This is a genomic window from Pseudoalteromonas rubra, from assembly GCF_000238295.3.
Lineage (GTDB): Bacteria > Pseudomonadota > Gammaproteobacteria > Enterobacterales > Alteromonadaceae > Pseudoalteromonas > Pseudoalteromonas rubra.
Genome location: NZ_AHCD03000020.1, coordinates 241,638 through 258,916, shown reverse-complemented (window position 1 = coordinate 258,916; position 17,279 = coordinate 241,638). Strand labels below are relative to the sequence as shown.

General features: G+C 49.5%; 16 protein-coding genes. 10 read left to right on the top strand and 6 right to left on the bottom strand.

The features are described from left to right. The first annotated feature begins 182 nt into the window (after positions 1-182). The 6 genes from dusB (at position 183) to PRUB_RS01240 (ending at position 6,456) form a co-directional block, all read left to right on the top strand. A complete protein-coding gene (gene dusB, locus PRUB_RS01265; RefSeq protein WP_040644614.1) occupies positions 183-1,154 on the top strand; it encodes a tRNA dihydrouridine synthase DusB in 972 nt (323 codons plus the stop codon). Between the two features lie 15 nt (positions 1,155-1,169). Further along, positions 1,170-1,460, top strand: coding sequence for a DNA-binding transcriptional regulator Fis (fis, locus tag PRUB_RS01260; protein ID WP_010374122.1), 291 nt, complete (start codon positions 1,170-1,172; stop codon positions 1,458-1,460). Between the two features lie 239 nt (positions 1,461-1,699). Continuing rightward, positions 1,700-3,286, top strand: coding sequence for a bifunctional phosphoribosylaminoimidazolecarboxamide formyltransferase/IMP cyclohydrolase (purH, locus tag PRUB_RS01255; protein WP_010383248.1), 1,587 nt, complete (start codon positions 1,700-1,702; stop codon positions 3,284-3,286). Between the two features lie 103 nt (positions 3,287-3,389). After that, positions 3,390-4,214, top strand: a complete 825-nt coding sequence (locus tag PRUB_RS01250; protein WP_010383249.1) for a class I SAM-dependent methyltransferase — start codon at positions 3,390-3,392, stop codon at positions 4,212-4,214. Positions 4,215-4,229: 15 nt separating this feature from the next. Next, positions 4,230-5,513: a phosphoribosylamine--glycine ligase gene (purD, locus tag PRUB_RS01245; RefSeq protein WP_010383250.1), complete on the top strand. Its 1,284-nt coding sequence runs from the start codon at positions 4,230-4,232 to the stop codon at positions 5,511-5,513. Positions 5,514-5,628: 115 nt separating this feature from the next. Beyond that, positions 5,629-6,456, top strand: a complete 828-nt coding sequence (locus PRUB_RS01240) for a DUF2797 domain-containing protein (protein ID WP_010383251.1) — start codon at positions 5,629-5,631, stop codon at positions 6,454-6,456. 15 nt (positions 6,457-6,471) lie between these two features. On the opposite strand, the gene PRUB_RS01235 is transcribed toward PRUB_RS01240, so the two are convergent. Further along, the gene (locus tag PRUB_RS01235) at positions 6,472-9,024 is read right to left on the bottom strand and encodes an EAL domain-containing protein (protein WP_010383253.1); all 2,553 of its coding nucleotides are present in this window, start codon (positions 9,022-9,024) and stop codon (positions 6,472-6,474) included. Between the two features lie 76 nt (positions 9,025-9,100). Between PRUB_RS01235 and PRUB_RS01230 the strand changes: the two genes are divergently transcribed. After that, complete coding sequence (locus tag PRUB_RS01230) at positions 9,101-9,394, top strand: DUF4144 family protein (RefSeq protein ID WP_010383255.1); 294 nt, start codon at positions 9,101-9,103, stop codon at positions 9,392-9,394. Between the two features lie 10 nt (positions 9,395-9,404). Here PRUB_RS01230 and PRUB_RS01225 read toward each other — a convergent pair whose 3' ends face one another. The 5 genes from PRUB_RS01225 to PRUB_RS01205 all read right to left on the bottom strand — a co-directional run bounded on the left by PRUB_RS01225 (position 9,405) and on the right by PRUB_RS01205 (position 13,923). Beyond that, on the bottom strand, positions 9,405-10,322 hold the full coding sequence (locus PRUB_RS01225) for a histone deacetylase family protein (RefSeq protein WP_010383256.1): 918 nt from the start codon (positions 10,320-10,322) through the stop codon (positions 9,405-9,407). Positions 10,323-10,409: 87 nt separating this feature from the next. After that, complete coding sequence (locus PRUB_RS01220; protein WP_010383257.1) at positions 10,410-11,987, bottom strand: serine hydrolase; 1,578 nt, start codon at positions 11,985-11,987, stop codon at positions 10,410-10,412. A gap of 15 nt (positions 11,988-12,002) precedes the next feature. After that, positions 12,003-12,506 (bottom strand): gamma-glutamylcyclotransferase family protein, encoded by a 504-nt coding sequence (locus tag PRUB_RS01215; RefSeq protein ID WP_242065204.1) that lies wholly within the window; start codon positions 12,504-12,506, stop codon positions 12,003-12,005. A 15-nt stretch (positions 12,507-12,521) separates the two neighbouring features. Beyond that, the gene (locus PRUB_RS01210) at positions 12,522-13,145 is read right to left on the bottom strand and encodes a LysE family transporter (RefSeq protein WP_010383259.1); all 624 of its coding nucleotides are present in this window, start codon (positions 13,143-13,145) and stop codon (positions 12,522-12,524) included. Continuing rightward, positions 13,126-13,923: a hypothetical protein gene (locus PRUB_RS01205; protein WP_010383260.1), complete on the bottom strand. Its 798-nt coding sequence runs from the start codon at positions 13,921-13,923 to the stop codon at positions 13,126-13,128. The genes PRUB_RS01210 and PRUB_RS01205 overlap by 20 nt, the downstream gene beginning before the upstream one ends. 125 nt (positions 13,924-14,048) lie before the next feature. Between PRUB_RS01205 and PRUB_RS01200 the strand changes: the two genes are divergently transcribed. From PRUB_RS01200 to PRUB_RS01190, 3 genes are all read left to right on the top strand, one after another. Beyond that, positions 14,049-14,381, top strand: coding sequence for a 5-carboxymethyl-2-hydroxymuconate Delta-isomerase (locus tag PRUB_RS01200; protein WP_010383261.1), 333 nt, complete (start codon positions 14,049-14,051; stop codon positions 14,379-14,381). Positions 14,382-14,464: 83 nt separating this feature from the next. Beyond that, on the top strand, positions 14,465-15,175 hold the full coding sequence (locus PRUB_RS01195) for a pseudouridine synthase (protein WP_010383263.1): 711 nt from the start codon (positions 14,465-14,467) through the stop codon (positions 15,173-15,175). 126 nt (positions 15,176-15,301) lie between these two features. Beyond that, positions 15,302-16,933, top strand: a complete 1,632-nt coding sequence (locus tag PRUB_RS01190; RefSeq protein WP_021032737.1) for a methyl-accepting chemotaxis protein — start codon at positions 15,302-15,304, stop codon at positions 16,931-16,933. The last annotated feature ends 346 nt before the right edge of the window (positions 16,934-17,279 follow it).

The following is a 17,279-nucleotide window of genomic DNA, read 5'->3' as shown; positions in this document are numbered from 1 at the left end:
CCCACCTACTTAAAATGAAAAACGGTTAATTTTAAAACAATTATGGCCTTCAGTCAGTTTGTTATAAAAAGTCAACCCGTCAAGCTCAAAAAAAAAGCACTTATGTTCAATTTATAGCCTTTGATTTTTGCAAAAAAAACCGTAAACTTAGCGCCCCTTGAAAAGAGGCGGATTGAACAGCAGTGCGTATTGGTCCTTACCAACTTGAAAACAACTTAATGGTCGCGCCAATGGCGGGGATCACCGACAGGCCTTTCAGACAATTGTGTCGGCGCTTAGGAGCCGGACTGGCGGTGTCAGAAATGTTGTCTTCAAATCCGAAGGTATGGAAAACCGATAAATCAATGAACCGCATGGATCACAGCGGCGAGTCGGGTATTCGTTCCGTGCAAATTGCCGGATCAGATCCTGAATTGATGGCACAAGCAGCGCAGTTCAATGTCAGTAATGGCGCGCAGATCATAGATATCAATATGGGCTGCCCCGCTAAGAAAGTGAATAAAAAGCTGGCAGGCTCAGCATTATTGCAATATCCGGAACTTGTGGAAGAGATAGTTCAGGCCGTGGTCAACGCAGTCGACGTCCCTGTCACCCTAAAGATCCGTACTGGATGGGACCCGGAAAATCGCAATGGCATTGAGATTGCCCGCATTGCCGAACGCAATGGTATTGCATCTTTGGCCGTACATGGGCGTACCCGTGCATGTATGTATAAAGGCGATGCTGAATACGCCACGATCAAGGCGATCAAGGCAGCGGTTGGCATTCCTGTGGTGGCTAATGGAGACATTGACTCTCCGCAAAAGGCCAAGCAGGTTCTGGAATTTACGGGCGCAGATGCCATCATGATTGGTCGAGCAGCCCAAGGTCGTCCCTGGATTTTTCGGGAGATTGACCATTATTTGCGTACTGGAGAAACGCTAGCCGCTCCGGAATTATCCGAAGTGCGCAGCATTTTGATGGAGCATTTGACAAACCTCCATCAGTTCTACGGTATGCCAATGGGTGTACGCATCGCACGCAAACATGTGTCCTGGTATTTGCAGGCCCATGACCAAGAAGGTCAATTTAGGCGAGTATTCAATGCTCTGGATGATGCCAATGCGCAAGTCGAGACATTAGAACACTATTTTGAAACACTAGCAGCTAACTAAGAAAGAGACATAAAGATGTTCGAACAAAATGTGACTTCTCCATTTATCACTAACGCTCATGTTCAGTCACAAGAGAAACCGCAACCACTTCGCGATGCAGTGAAAAAAGCTGTACACCACTACCTGAAACAGCTTAACGGTCAGGACGTACAAGACGTTTATGAGTTGGTTCTTTCTGAGCTTGAAGCACCACTACTTGAAGAAGTAATGACTTACACACGTGGTAACCAGACTCGTGCTGCAATCTTACTGGGTATCAACCGTGGTACACTACGTAAGAAACTGAAAAAGTACGGTATGAACTAATCTGTTCACAGCCGAACACAAAAAGCACCTTCGGGTGCTTTTTTGTTGGCGTCACTTTTATTGAGCGATTATTGTTGTAACCCGAACATTCACCTGCAATAAATGGCAAACAGCCAAAAGCAACCCCGTTTTTCTCAATCTCACTCACGCATTTTCAATCGTTTTCTGAGCCAAGTTAGGCTAAAATACAGCACTTCTAAGCTAGCCCTTAACTTATCATTGAGGAAACCTGAACCATCATGGATATACATCGTCCAATTCGTCGCGCGCTGCTAAGCGTGTCAGACAAAACCGGTATCGTTGAATTTGCCCGTGCTCTGAGCGAGCAAGGCGTTGAACTCCTGTCAACTGGCGGCACCTGTAAACTCATCGCCGAGAACGGCATTCCTGTTACTGAAGTATCTGACCACACCGGTCACCCGGAAATCATGGACGGCCGGGTCAAAACCCTACACCCGAAAATCCACGGTGGTATTCTTGCACGTCGCGGCCAGGACGAAGGCGTGATGGCAGACAACAACATCTCAGCCATTGATATGGTTGTAGTCAACTTATACCCCTTTGCACAAACCGTTGCAAAAGCTGACTGCTCCCTGGAAGATGCGATTGAGAACATCGACATCGGCGGTCCAACTATGGTTCGCGCTGCTGCGAAGAACCACAAAGATGTGACCATTGTTGTGAATGCAGCTGACTATGACCGTGTTATCAACGAGATGAAAGCGAATAATGGCTCAACTGAGTACAAGACGCGCTTTGACCTGGCGATTGCAGCTTATGAGCACACGGCGCAGTATGACGGCATGATCGCGAACTACTTCGGTAAAATGGTCCCGGACTATACCGAAGAGGCGGCCGAAGACACTAAGTTCCCACGCACCATCAATATGCAGTTCACCAAGAAGCAGGATATGCGCTACGGTGAAAACTCGCATCAGGACGCAGCCTTCTACGTTGAAAACGACATTGAAGAAGCATCCGTGGCGACAGCGAAACAAATTCAGGGTAAAGCACTGTCTTACAACAACATCGCAGATACCGATGCGGCCCTTGAGTGTGTGAAGAGCTTCTCAGAGCCTGCCTGTGTGATCGTCAAGCATGCGAACCCATGTGGTGTGGCACAAGATAAAGACATCCTGAGCGCCTATGACCGTGCCTTCAAAACCGATCCGACGTCTGCATTTGGCGGCATCATTGCTTTCAACCGTGAGCTGGATGCCGACACAGCTGAAGCCATCATTGCACGTCAGTTCGTTGAAGTGATCATTGCCCCTAAAATCTCTGACGCTGCGGCACAAATTGTGGCAGCGAAGAAGAACGTCCGTTTGCTGGAATGTGGTGAATGGCAAACGGCTACAACCGGCGTTGACATCAAGCGTGTCAATGGTGGCGTTCTAATTCAGGACCGCGACCAGGGCATGGTTCAGGCGAGCGATTTGAAAGTGGTGTCTAAGCGCCAGCCAACCGAGCAAGAGCTGAAAGATCTGATGTTCTGCTGGAAAGTGGCTAAATTCGTCAAGTCGAATGCTATCGTTTATGCACGTGATGGCATGACCATAGGTGTGGGTGCCGGCCAGATGAGCCGTGTTTACTCTGCGAAGATCGCCGGTATCAAAGCCGCCGATGAAAACCTGGAAGTCAAAGGGTCTGTTATGGCCTCTGATGCCTTCTTCCCGTTCCGCGACGGTATCGATGCCGCAGCGGAAGCTGGTATCACTGCGGTGATCCAGCCTGGCGGCTCAATGCGCGATGAAGAAGTCATTGCCGCAGCCGACGAAGCGGGCATGGCCATGGTCTTCACTGGCATGCGTCATTTCCGTCACTAATCGATGAGCGCGAAACCTTCACCGTTTCGCGCTTTTTGTTTGCGCTAATTTCCAGTATTGTGAGTAAAAGACAATCACAATAATGACAGTGAAGGAACTGACTATGAAATTTGCCATTAAATCTATCATCGCAGCAGGCATTTTGACCGCCCTGAGTGGCTGTAACAGCACCACTGAAAGCAGTGCGTCCAGCGAGCTGAGCTCAGCAGTGGCGAGCGCTGAACGTAAGGCTGAGAACCGTGCACGCGACCAGTATCGTCACCCGGAGCAAACACTGGCATTTTTTGGCCTTCAGCCAAATATGACCGTTGTTGAAATTGCCCCAGGTGGTGGCTGGTACAGTGAAATTCTGGCACCGGTTGTTAAGGGTCAGGGGACTTACTACGCAGCACACTTCCCGGAAAACAGCGAAGGTTACTTCAAACGTTCTCTGGACGGCTTCAAGAAAAAAGTCGCTGAAGATGCGCGCTTTAGTGAAGTCAAAGTCACTGAGTTTGCACCAGGCACACACGTTGATATTGCCCCTGCAGGTAGCGCTGACATGGTACTGATCTTCCGTAGCGTCCATAACTGGTACATGCGTCAGGGTGACGAAGGTGTGCTTGCTGCTTTTCAGGCTTTCAATAAAGCGTTGAAACCAGGTGGCACTTTGGGCGTTGTTGCGCACCGTTTACCTGAACACCGTGATGATGAAGACCAGAAACGTTCTGGTTATATGAAGCAAAACTATGTCATCAACCTGGCTAAACAAGCTGGATTCGAATTAGTTGCAAGCAGTGAAATCAACGCCAACCCGTTGGACAGCGCCAACCACCCGAAAGGTGTGTGGACTTTACCACCACGTTTAGCTTTGGGTGATGAAAAGGCCGAGCAATACAAGGCCATCGGGGAAAGCGATCGAATGACCCTGAAATTCAAAAAGCTTTAATAGGAATCAATTGCCATGAATATACTTGTCATTGGCAGCGGCGGCCGTGAACACGCACTGGCGTTCAAGGCTGCGCAAAACCCATCTGTAAAAACTGTATTTGTTGCCCCTGGCAACGCAGGCACGGCCCTTGAGCCAAAGCTGCAAAACGTAGCCATTGGTGTCGAAGACATCGATGCCTTGCTGGCTTTTGCCCAGGACAACAAAGTTGAGCTCACGATTGTTGGCCCTGAAGCACCACTGGTGATCGGCGTCGTTGACCGCTTCCGTGATGCGGGTCTGGCCATTTTTGGCCCAACTCAGGGAGCAGCTCAATTAGAAGGCTCTAAGTCATTCACTAAGGACTTTTTAGCTCGCCACCAGATCCCAACGGCAGCTTATCAGACCTTTGAAGAAATTGAGCCTGCTTTGGCTTATGTTAAAGCACAAGGCGCACCAATCGTTGTGAAAGCAGATGGTCTGGCTGCCGGTAAAGGCGTGATCGTGGCAATGACTGAAGCCGAAGCAGAAGACGCCATTCGCGATATGCTGGCGGGCAATGCCTTTGGTGACGCTGGTAGCCGCGTTGTTATCGAGGAGTTCCTCGAAGGTGAGGAAGCCTCATTCATCGTAATGGTTGATGGTAAGAACGTTTTACCATTCGCCACCAGTCAGGACCACAAGCGCGCTTATAATGGTGACGAAGGTCCGAACACGGGCGGCATGGGCGCATACTCTCCTGCTCCGGTTGTAACCGCAGAGATCCACCAGCGCATTATGGATGAGGTGATCACACCTACCGTTGAGGGCATGGCAGCAGAAGGCCACCCTTACACAGGATTTCTGTATGCAGGCCTTATGATTGCAGCTGATGGCACGCCAAAAGTGATCGAATACAACTGTCGCTTTGGCGACCCGGAAACGCAGCCTATCATGCTGCGTCTGCAATCGGATCTGGTGACCCTGATTGAAGCAGCTAACCGACAAGAGCTAGATCAGACTGAAATTCAGTTTGATCCTCGCGCCGCTGTGGGTGTGGTGCTGGCAGCCAAGGGCTATCCAGCTAGCTATCCGAAAGGAGATGCGATCTCTGGTTTACGTGTTACCTATCCGGAAGGTGAAAAAGTCTTCCATGCGGGCACTAAACAAGATGGTGACGCCGTCGTGACAGCTGGTGGTCGTGTCCTGTGTGCTACTGCGCTGGGTCACACCGTCACAGAAGCACAAAAGCGCGCGTATGCGCTGGTACAGGAGATTAACTGGGACGGTGTTGAATATCGTACCGACATCGCCTACCGTGCCATTGCACGCGAGCAATAAAGCACATAACGCAAAACCGGGTCTCTGACCCGGTTTTTTATTTCTCCCCCTTTCTTCACCTCTGTGTCACGCTTTGCTAGGATCGCCTATTTCAACCATCTTTAGGGGCGTAAAGATGCAAGGTACTCTACGTAAGATGCAGGCACAATTGAATTGTGCATCGGCACCAACCATAAACTATCAGCTGCCTGTGGGCGACGATCTGTTGCCATTGAACGAGCTGATTGGCAAGCGTCTGACGCTCACATTTAGTGGCAACATTTTCTGTTGTAATTGTGGTAAGAAAACCAAAAAGAGTTACTCTCAGGGCCACTGCTTTGTGTGTATGAAAAAACTGGCGAGTTGCGACATGTGTATCATGAAGCCCGAAACCTGCCATTATGATCAGGGCACTTGCCGTGAGCCAGAGTGGGGCGAAACACACTGTATGATCCCGCACTATGTCTACCTGGCAAACACCTCAGGCCTGAAAGTGGGGATCACCCGTCATACCCAGATCCCGACACGCTGGATAGATCAGGGCGCCACGCAGGCAGTCCCTATCTTCAAAGTACAGACCCGGTTGCAATCGGGCCTGGTGGAAGTGGCTCTCGCGGAATTTATTGCGGATAAAACCAATTGGCGCAATATGCTCAAAGGCATTAATCCAGAACTGGACCTTAAAGCATCCGCTGCAGAGCTGATCCCACAGATCCAGGCTAAGCTGGATGAGCTGGCTGAACTGTTTGGCGCCACAGCAATTGAGCGGCTCGATGAAGACGTGGTGGATCTGAACTTCCCGGTAACTGACTACCCGAGCAAGATCAGTTCTTTTAACTTTGATAAAGAGCCAGTTGTCAGTGGCATACTGCAAGGCATTAAAGGCCAGTACCTGATCTTTGACACGGGTGTGATCAATATTCGTAAGTTCACCTCATACGAAGTTTCGGTGAGTCTGGACTAGCGCATGCGCGGCCATTTAGCGGCCGCTGACCCGTCGTTGCGGGGGAGAGAGCTCATTCAGCCCCCGCTCTGAACGGTAAAAGTTCAGCCAGTCTGACTGAGGCAGTGGCCGGCAATAGTGATACCCCTGCATCGTGTGGCAACCCAGCTTTTGCAAAAACTTCTGCTGCACGGATTTTTCAACCCCTTCCGCCACCACATGTAAATTCAGTGCTTTGGCCATCGCAACAATCGCTGTCACAATCTCACTGTTGCCATATTCATCCGGTATTTTAGCGATAAAACTGGCATCGATTTTCAGAATGTCGATGGGCAGCTTAGTCAGATAGCTTAGCGCCGAATACCCTGTCCCAAAATCATCAAGCGCAATCGAGACTCCCAGATTTTTCAGCTTGTTAAGCATCACCTTAGCATCATGCAAATTGCTAACAAAACTGGTTTCGGTCAGCTCCAGCTCGACATAATGACCATCCAGATTATGCTGTTCCAGCGCTTTGGCCATGGTCATCACCAGATCTCCCTGACTGAGGTGACTGGCAGAAATGTTAATCGCGATGCGACGCATATCCAGCCCTTCATTCAACCATTGAGCCATTTGTCGACAAGCTTCGTTGATCACCCACTGATCCAATTTCACAATCAAACCGAGCTCTTCTGCCAACGGAATAAACTGGGCTGGCGAGATGGTGCCCAGGTTTGGGTCTTGCCAGCGCAGCAAACACTCTACACTCATGATCCGACCGCTCGTCAGGCAACGCAATGGCTGATAATGGAGCTCAAACTCACCGCCTTCGAGGGCGCTTTGAAAGCGACTCAACATAGACAAGCGTTCAAGCGAGCGCGCATTCATCGATGCTTTATACAGCTGGAAAGAATTGCGCCCCAATTCTTTAGAGCGGTACATAGCCACATCAGCATGCTTGAGCAGACTTTCGCTGTCCAGACCATCCTCAGGGTAGATTGCCGCCCCCAGTGATGCGGTCGCCGCCACATTGAGCTCACCCAGCGCAAAGGGCACACTGAGCTCACTTAGCACCTGATCGGCAAAGCCCACCACATCTTCCATATGCTCGACTTCGGTAAGCAGCACCACAAACTCATCCCCGCCCAGACGGGCCAGTGTGTCGCCAGGCTTAAGAATGGCTTTTATCCGCTCGCTAACCTGACTGAGCAGTTTATCCCCTGCACTATGACCTAGGGTGTCATTGACCTCCTTAAAGCGATCGAGATCTATGAACATCACGCTGAGCTTGTGCTTATCTCGCTGCGCCGAGGCCAACGCCATAGACAGCCTGTCGTAAAATAGCCGGCGATTAGGCAAGCCTGTGAGTTCATCAAAATACGCCAGTCGGGCAATTTTCTCTTCCGCATTTTTACGTTCGGTGATGTCACTGAAAATAGCGGCATAGAGCACATCATCACTGTAGGGTTCATTGATCTCAATGATGGTCAGCCACTCGACATACACTTCACCACTTTTACGCTTATTGCAGATCTCCCCCTGCCAAACGCCCTTATGTGACAATTCCGACCACATCCTTTCATAATAATCCTGACCATGTACGCCCGAACTAAGTAAGCTGGGGTTTTTACCCAGCACCTCATAATCCTGATACCCCGTCAACGCACTGAATGCAGGGTTGATCTGGATGATTTCGCCATTGGCCCGGGTGATCATAATGCCATCAAGCGAAGCATCGATGATGCGGTTAGCCAAATAGAGATTTTTTTCCGACTTTTGCAACGCCAGATCCCGCTGAGCCAGCACCTTTTCCAGCTCGCTACAGTAAGCGGTTTCTATCTCGGTCAGGACATTTTTCAAAGCCAGCAAGCCCATCACAGCATTTGAACCGGGCTCGCGGATCACCAGGTGACGAATTGAACGTGCCGTCATCAGACGGTAAGCATCGAACAGACTGTCTTTGGGGGTCATGGATTCCATCGGATAGCTGGCCAACTCCCAGCAGGGCATACGCCAGTCCTGGTTCAGGATCACATAGGCCACATCCCGTTGAGTGATAATGCCATACTCAGCCAATGCCTGGTTATACACCAACACCGCGGTGGTCTTGTCCCGGCGCATCGCATGAATCGCCTCGGAAATACAAGCTTGGGCATCCAACGTGCTGATCTGTGACTCGAAATGATCTTCTATGGGGCGAAAGTGCAGGTAGTGATCTAACCCCTGATTGCGCACAATATCAGACAGAGACACCACTCCCTGTGGCTGGTTGTGGGCGTCTTTCACCAGGAGATGGCGGATCCCCAGCTGATGAAACTTAATCGTGGCTTCACTCAACGTCTGACTGATCAGAATGTCATGCACCGGTGAGTTCATAATATTACCTATGGCAGTCTGTGCCAGACCTGTGTGCTCGAAATCCAGACTGACACAGTCTGACTCTGTCCAAATTCCGACGATTTTCCCGTCCTGCTCAATAAATATCGAACTGACCCGCCGCTCTCGCATCAGACTCAACGCATCATATAAACGCGTTGTGTAGTCACAACACAACAGGTTATTAGAATAAACATCTTTAATTTGCAGTTGACGTGTATCGCCCATCATAAGCACAGCCTCGCTTTCAGCCAATCTAATCGAGTATAATGAAGACAATTTACACAACCTTGACCAAGAACAAATAATGACAATAAAGTCTTACCCGTTCCTATTATGGTTAGACCAAAGTCTAGCTTATGTCAGCAATGAGACTGAATTGACCGAAATGTGCCATTATGCGGGCGCTGACGAGGGGATCTGTATCTATCCTGATGGCCAGTATTTGACCCGTTCAGGCCAACAGGTCCCAGCCCTGTCGGCCGATGAACTCACCCGATTAGTGCAACAAACCTTAGTGCAGGAAGGCCAATGTTGCGTGTCTAAACTCAACCAGTGCAGTGTTAAAGAGGCCTTCGAGTTGTTAGAAGATATCCGTTGATTGAGGTGGCTCAGGCTTCTGCCAGCGCACGGACATGACACTCAGCGCTGCGCCCCAGCGATGACAGATCATAGCCCCCTTCGAGATAAGAAATGATACCCAGGCATGAGTGTGCCCTGGCGAAGGCAATCACCTGCTCTGTAAACCAGATATAATCTTGCTCCACAAAGCCCAGTCCTCCCATATCATCTTCAAGGTGCGCGTCAAACCCGGCACTGATGAAGATAAGCTGAGGTGAAAATTCAGCCAACTTGGGTAGCCATTGCTGCTCCACCAGCGCACGAAAATCTCGCCCATCGCTGCCTGCGGGTAGCGGGGAATTCAAGATAGAATCCGTATTTTCAATCGCTGTATTAGGATAAAAAGGGTATTGGAATAATGAACAAAACAACACCCGAGGGTCATCGCGTACTATATCCTGCGTCCCGTTGCCATGGTGTACGTCGATGTCCAGCACCGCGATTCGATCCACCCCCTGCTGCTGAGCATAAGCAACCGCAATAGCCAGGTTATTGAATACGCAAAACCCCGAAGAACTATGTTGATTGGCATGATGTCCCGGTGGACGCACCGCGCAAAAAGCCGCATCCAGCTTGCCTGCAAGCACTTCATCAACGGCCAGCAAACCAGCCCCAACAGCACGCTCAATCGCCTTCATTGAATCAGGGCATAACCAGGTGTCACCATCCAGCTCGGCCAGACCAGACTCAGGCAAGGCCTCACACACCCGGTTAATATGCGCCTGGTCGTGCACGCGTGCAATGTCTTCCAATGTCGCCTTGGGTGCCGTTTTATATTCAATGGCCACATCTAACCCGGACGCCAGAATACGATCTGAAATAGCGTCCAGTCGCTCCGGACATTCTGGATGATCCGCAATCATTTTATGTTTACGACAAAGCGGGTGAGTGATCAATGCAGTGCGCATAGCAAAATCAGTCCTTCGTAGAGTCATCATTTAAGTGTATCAGAGCCGTGTGGAGCAAACCCTGATACTTTGGTGTAACCTGCTAGTTTACTCTGTTATAAGCGGCTTAGCTTTAAGCTGCAAGTTATGAAAATCAAAACTGAAGTCCGTAATATCCGGGTTCACCCAGGACATATTCGCAGCTTCGACCTGTTGCGATGGAGACACAGTAAAATCAATGTAAGCGTCTGCTTCTAGCATAGGGTGCTGCCACCTCACAACAAAGGTATTACCTGTATGGTGTTGCAGTTTCCCTTTCAGCATTGCGGTATGGGTAAAATCAATATATAGCTCACCATTGAGCTCTTCCACCACGACATCACCATACCAGGGGCTGACTAGCGTTCCTGTGTACACTTGGTTAGCCAGTGGTGGTTGCCGTTTGTCTAGCTTCACCACACCAGCATTACGATAGGCCTCTTCACGTTTTTGAGTATACTGTTCAGCCGCTTCTTTAACCCAGTCTGTGTCAGGCAAACCCAGCGCATCTTCAAAGACCTCATTAATTATGGCTGTCAGGGCCGGATAGGCCTGTTGATTAGACAGTACCACCACACCCAGTTGTTTACCCGGTATCATAGCCACCTGAGAGACCATGCCCGGGATCCCACCTGCGTGGCCCACTTTTTTATGGCCAAAATAGTCTTCTATCCCCCAGCCGAGTCCATACCCTCGAAACTGTTGCTGATATGCCTTACCCGCTTCGCTTGGCCAGCGCATAATAAAGGGTTGCCACATGTAAGCCTGCTGCACTTCGCGAAACAGCACATCGCCATTTGGCATTTTACCTGCGGCCAGCTGAGTCTTTAGCCACAGGCTCATATCGTTGGCACTGGAAGCAATGGCACCCGCGCCACGAAAATCCTCTAAGTAGTCAACAAAGAAAGGCGTGAGTTGGCCATCCCAGTAGATACTCCCGGTCGCCCTATTTTTATTCTCCTGGGGAATGCGTGAGTATCCAGCTTTTGAGGTATGCATCCCCATTGGCTTGAACAGCCGTTGCTCAATAAAATCTCGCCAACTCTGTCCACTAACTCGATGTACGACTTCGCCCGCAACCACAAACATCAGGTTGTTATAAGCATAGGTACTGCGAAAACTGCTCTCAATTGGTAAGTGTGCTATGCCTTCAAGCAAATCAGCCATGGTTTTGTCCGTATCAGGCCAAATCATTAAATCTCCGGCTCCTTTACCCAGGCCACTGCGGTGGCTGAGCAAATCAGCTACCGTCATTTCTCGCGTTACATAGGGGTCTGACAAGCGAAACTCCGGAATATGTTTGATGACTTTGTCTTCCCAATTCACCTTGCCTTCATCGACGAGTATCGCCAGTGCCGCAGCCGTAAAGGCCTTACTATTCGAAGCAATGCCAAATAAGGTGTCAGCATTCACCTTATCTTGGTGAGCGATATGGCGTACCCCATATCCCTTGCTCAATACAACCTCACCGTGTTCAACCACAGCAAGTGCAATGCCTGGTATGTGGAATCTTTCCATCGCTTCAGCGACTGCCTGTTCCACATCTGCTATATTCACGCCTGGCGCATGCTGCTCAGCCAACGCAGAAAAATGACTCACCGACAAAATCACGGCGGCGATCAGGCCTTTGCCAACTTGGTACTTCATGTGTATTGCTATTCCTTATTGATGAATGGACAACTCCCGTCGGGCCCTGTGATAATCCAAATCCAGGGTACATGGCTGCTTAGCAAGCAGCTGCTGATAGGACGCGGGAAATTGATGATATTGCACGCCCCGCAGCACATGCTCCAGGTACCAGGAAAACGGCAGCAGGTCGTCGTAAAATTGTTGTGTGAAGTAACAGTGCGCTGTTATACGCGAACCACAGGGGCGGACCACCTCGACACCTTGGCGCTGATAGCCCTCTCCTTCTATGCGGTCTAACTGCACGACTTCTTGCTCAGTTAAGGCATACAGCACCCCGTGTACACATGCCCCAGCACTGTCATCTGGTTCGATAGAACATTTGGCCGAGCCATCCTGACCAAGATGACGAAAGCCTAAGGTAAAACCTGGCAGGCGGGCGGTACCAAGCAATTGAGCTGCTGGTAAACGCGCCAACAAGCGCGCGGGGGTTAAATTTGATCCAAAAGCGAAATTCAGTATCTCTCTGTCTGCCATCATGACTCCCGGCATTATTTAAAGTATGACTCTGAGCGCCAGCAGCAGTAAAATCACCCCAATTCCGCGATCAAACCAATGCCCGGCGCGTTGAAAAAAACCACGGACAGAAGCTTTGCTCAGCACCATTGAGAGCGAAGAAAACCATAACCAGGTCGCCACGGCCATATACAATCCGTAGAAAAGTTGTACGGACTGCGGTGTGCCGGGATCAATCACCAGGGTAAACAAAGACAGGAAAAATAAGGTTGCTTTTGGATTAAGTGCGTTAACCAAAAAGCCGAGGCGCAGCGCCTGCAGTGCACTTTCCTGTCCCACCGTTGCAGTGCTGTCTTGCTGTGAGACCGGCTTCGCACTGGCGCGTAACGCCTGAATACCCATATACGCCAGATACGCCCCTGCCAGGTATTTAAACGCATTAAATAACGCCGGCGATTGCGATAACAACAACGCAACCCCAAGCAGGCAATAAGTGACATGCACCAATATCCCTAACCCCACTCCAGCGCTGGTCATCAGGGCATTGCGCCGGCCAAAGCTGATACTTTGTTTTAATACAACAGCAAAATCAGGTCCGGGACTGGCAACAGCAAAAAAATGTGCCAGCACAATCAAAACAAACTCATCCAGATAAGGCGACACGGCTGCGATCCTCAAGTGCCAGTAAAACAGGATCCGGAGATGTTTTCAAAATGCCCTGAAGCTGCTTAAACGCTTTTTTATACAGGCCTTTAAGGTGAGGTTTAAGGTGTTTAGCACCATTATATTGTGGCTTAAAATGACACACCAAGGCATGCACAAAAATCGTTTCCGCCTCACTGAGCGCAGCCTGTCGATTGGCATACGCATTATAACAAGAGCCACACCCCCCTCTGAAATGGTAAGCACTGTTACTCAACATCACACCAAACCCCATATACACAGCCAGCACATCAGCGGCAACAGGTAAGTGTTCCTGACCGCCGGGTGGCAACTTACCCACCTGATGAATCAAAATCATCGCCAGAGAGCCTGCTAAACTCGCAACCATATCCTGAGGCTGGTTGATTTGATTGGGGTTATAGGACAGCGCGATCGGTAAAGCTGGCTGCTCCAACACCGACACCTGCGCACCACGCAATCCACCACTGAGGGAAAAATTAGGAAAGGTCTGCTGCAGCGGCATTTGCTGAGGTGGCAGTAAAGCAATTGGCCAGTGCTGCAACCCGGCATAATCGCGCACCCGGTCAAATACGGTTTGTGCCATTTGCTCGACGCTGTTGACCTGATCCGGGAAGTCTTGCACGGTTGGCTCAACAATTCGGGTGTGACGGAGAAAAAAGTCGACGTCAAAATGTTCAACCGCCCAGCCAAACAAATGAATTAACTGCTGAGCCTGAGCGTCTTCCAGTAGCGGTTTAGATTTAAATATCGCCAGCATAATATCCTGTCTTTTGTATCAAAGTTTGCCAGTTCCGGGCTGTGTCACTGCCCACTAATCACTTGGCATTGCAAGAAAAGATTCATATCATATTGCCATATTAGCGACAAATACCCTGTGATACCATGCCTCATCTGATCATTGAACACTCTGCCCATCTGAATATTTCCGTTTGTGAGCTGGTCCGGGCCGTCCACCAGGGCGCTGAACGTACTCAGCTGTTTGATCCTTCGTCCATTAAAACCCGGGCAATTGCCTATAACGACTATCAACTCGGTGGAGGCCATCAAGGTTTTATACACGTACAAGCCCATATTATTACCGGCAGAACGGTCGCGCAAAAACAACTGCTGAGTGAAACGCTACTCAAAGCGCTGCATTCACTCGTCGATGGCGAGCAAATCCACCTCAGTGTTCACCCCTATGACTTAGACCCAGAGATCTACCGCAAGAACTGACGTATAATAGCCCCTAATTCAGAGCTGACCTCAGCTCGCCTGCATTGACCTGCGGGTCGTATACAATTTACAGAGCAATCACTATGAAATTCCCCTGCCGTTTAGATAAGTTTGTCAGCCACGTTCAGGAGCTGCCTCGCAGTAAAGTCAAAATCGGGATAAAAAAAGGCCTGGCCGTTGTCAATGGTGTCACCATCAGCAAAGCGGATTATTCCGTTGGGCAGAATGATCTGGTCGAATGGAACCAGACACCGCTGGTTTATCTGGGTAAACGTTACTATATGCTGAACAAACCCGCCGGTTATGTATGCGCCAATCAGGACGACCTGCACCCCACCGTTTTTGAGCTGTTGGACGAGCCCAACTTAAAAGATTTTCATGTTGCGGGACGACTGGACCTGGATACGACAGGGCTCGTTTTAATTACCAATGATGGCGACTGGTCTCATCAAATCACTTCACCAAAGAAACAGAAGTACAAAACTTACCTGGTTGAAACACAAGAGGCACTCACCGAAGATGCACTTGAGCAACTGCGCCAGGGTGTCGCACTGCACAACGAAAAAAACCTCACTCAGCCCGCCATAGCAGAGCAGCTGGATAAGTACGCGCTACGCTTATCTATCTGCGAAGGGAAATATCATCAGGTAAAACGTATGTTAGCTGCGGTCGGTAATAAGGTGGTGGAGCTGCACCGCGAAAACGTCGCAGGTATCGAGCTGGATACACAACTCGCAGCCGGAGAGTACCGCTTACTCAGTGATACGGAAGTTAACATAATTAATGCAAGGTAAAACGCTGTCACCCCCTATAGTGAGGAAAAATCATCTAAAATTACTGTTATAATGACCTTTTTCAGCTTTCCACAATACGGAATTCGTGTTAAATCATTAAATCAGGTTCTGCTACAGGGGCATCACGTGTTTTCATCACTTACTTTAAGAACAAAAATCATCCTATTTGCAGCTTCTATCTTTGTCGCACTCATTCTGGTGGCAATCGTGGGACTGCAATCCCTCAGACATGCAAGCGAAACAGATAATATTGCGCGGATCAATCAACTGATGAAAAGCACAGCCAATATAGTGCAACAGTTTGAAGGGTTTGTGCGCAGCGGCGCCCTGACAGAGGAACAGGCCAAAACACTCGCATCGCAAATTTTACGCGAAAATAAGTATCATGACTCCGAATACGTGTACGTGGTAGACAGTGAACTCAATTTCATCGCTGCGCCACACGACCCGCATTTACACGACACCAGCTTCAACGACTTTAAAGATGCAAATGGGAACAGTATCGGGCGCATGGTGGAGCGTCTGGTAGGCTCACAAACAAATCGTATTATTACCTACAACTGGACATCACAGCGCAATGGCACCGTTGCGGCTATGACTTCAGTCGTGCAAAAAACTCCTCTGTTCGGTTGGTATGTTGGCACCGGGATCAGTTATCAGGAAGTCGATGAGCGCTACTGGGATACCGCAAGCTGGCTCGCGTCTTTGTCATTACTTATCGCTGTCGCATTGACCTTTGCGCTGACCCGTTTTGGCTTGTCCCTGTCTAACAAATTAGGCGCAGAGCTGGATGATGTGCTCGACATCGTTCAGGAAGTCTCGCGTGGTAACCTGACCTCACAGATCCACAATGATAACGCCAAGCCAGACAGCATTCTGGCTGGCATGGAATATATGCAAGAAGGGCTAAAAGGTGTGGTTGGGGGGCTAAAATCGGTCAGCGATTCGCTCAATGAACAAAGCCACAACGGTGAAGCTCGCTCTAATGAGCTAGAGTCACTCACTCGCAGCCTGAGCGAAGAAACCCAAATGGTGGCCTCAGCGATCACCGAACTCACCGCCTCTGCGCAAACTGTGGTTGAGCATGCTGAACAAGCAGCAGACTCAGTGCAACAGGCAGAAGGCCAGGGACAAAGTGCCGATAAGCTCACCACCAAAGCTTCAGAAGCCATTGTTCTGCTGGAGCAGCAAATCGACAGTGCCGGCAATAATATTCAGGTGCTCGATGAAGAAGTGAAGAACATTGCCAATGTACTGAGTGTCATCCAAAGCATTGCCGAGCAAACCAATCTGCTGGCATTGAATGCCGCGATTGAAGCGGCACGTGCCGGTGAGCAAGGACGCGGGTTCGCGGTCGTTGCAGACGAAGTCAGACAGCTGGCACAACGCACCCAAAGCAGCACAGAAGAAATTCATACCATGATTGGTAACCTGCAATCTGCAACTCAGGAAGCCAAGGCGTCGGTTACGCTCAGTATCGCCACCAGTGAAAAAACCGTGACAATGTCAAACGAAGCCAGCGAAGCGCTGAAGCGCGTGGCTGAATCGCTCAGTGCAATATCGCAAATGAGTGACCAAATCGCACAAGCCGCAAAAGAACAGCTCGCGGCCGGAGAAGACACCGCCCATCGTGTGGTCACCATATCTGATACTGCCAGCCAGACGGCACAGGTCTCCCATCATGCGCATCAGGCAACCGACAGTATCACGGCATTAACGCATCAACTGGAAAAAGAAATGGCGAAATTTAAAGTTTAGCTACGTAGTTAATATTCAGATTTTCAAGAAGAAAAAGTGAAACGAACAATATAATTAACAATTAATTAAAGTTATATGAAAAATTTCATTTCACTTTTTCGGACTAGGTGGTAAATTTATTAACCAGAGCTTAATAGACCTTATGTTGTGCTGTATGAAATAAATCATATATGATAGGTCTTAAGCACACCCAGTTCATCTGGATTACGTTTGCGCGACATGCACGTAGTTTTCAGATGAATGAGCAAAGGCGGATGCAGTGCCTATACTCTAGAAGCTGACTAGCCAGTTATTGTAGTCGTTTTGGTTAGGCAAACAACAATGACATAAGGAACATCAATATGAA

What these genes read in the sequence shown, in the direction of transcription:
- purH (WP_010383248.1), top strand. Translation starts at nt 1,700, where the DNA reads ATGGATATACATCGTCCAATTCGTCGCGCGCTGCTAAGCGTGTCAGAC.
- fis (WP_010374122.1), top strand. Translation starts at nt 1,170, where the DNA reads ATGTTCGAACAAAATGTGACTTCTCCATTTATCACTAACGCTCATGTT.
- PRUB_RS01235 (WP_010383253.1), bottom strand. Translation starts at nt 9,024, where the DNA reads ATGATGGGCGATACACGTCAACTGCAAATTAAAGATGTTTATTCTAAT.
- PRUB_RS01220 (WP_010383257.1), bottom strand. Translation starts at nt 11,987, where the DNA reads ATGAAGTACCAAGTTGGCAAAGGCCTGATCGCCGCCGTGATTTTGTCG.
- purD (WP_010383250.1), top strand. Translation starts at nt 4,230, where the DNA reads ATGAATATACTTGTCATTGGCAGCGGCGGCCGTGAACACGCACTGGCG.
- PRUB_RS01250 (WP_010383249.1), top strand. Translation starts at nt 3,390, where the DNA reads ATGAAATTTGCCATTAAATCTATCATCGCAGCAGGCATTTTGACCGCC.
- PRUB_RS01240 (WP_010383251.1), top strand. Translation starts at nt 5,629, where the DNA reads ATGCAAGGTACTCTACGTAAGATGCAGGCACAATTGAATTGTGCATCG.
- PRUB_RS01215 (WP_242065204.1), bottom strand. Translation starts at nt 12,506, where the DNA reads ATGATGGCAGACAGAGAGATACTGAATTTCGCTTTTGGATCAAATTTA.
- PRUB_RS01205 (WP_010383260.1), bottom strand. Translation starts at nt 13,923, where the DNA reads ATGCTGGCGATATTTAAATCTAAACCGCTACTGGAAGACGCTCAGGCT.
- PRUB_RS01200 (WP_010383261.1), top strand. Translation starts at nt 14,049, where the DNA reads ATGCCTCATCTGATCATTGAACACTCTGCCCATCTGAATATTTCCGTT.
- PRUB_RS01225 (WP_010383256.1), bottom strand. Translation starts at nt 10,322, where the DNA reads ATGCGCACTGCATTGATCACTCACCCGCTTTGTCGTAAACATAAAATG.
- PRUB_RS01230 (WP_010383255.1), top strand. Translation starts at nt 9,101, where the DNA reads ATGACAATAAAGTCTTACCCGTTCCTATTATGGTTAGACCAAAGTCTA.
- PRUB_RS01195 (WP_010383263.1), top strand. Translation starts at nt 14,465, where the DNA reads ATGAAATTCCCCTGCCGTTTAGATAAGTTTGTCAGCCACGTTCAGGAG.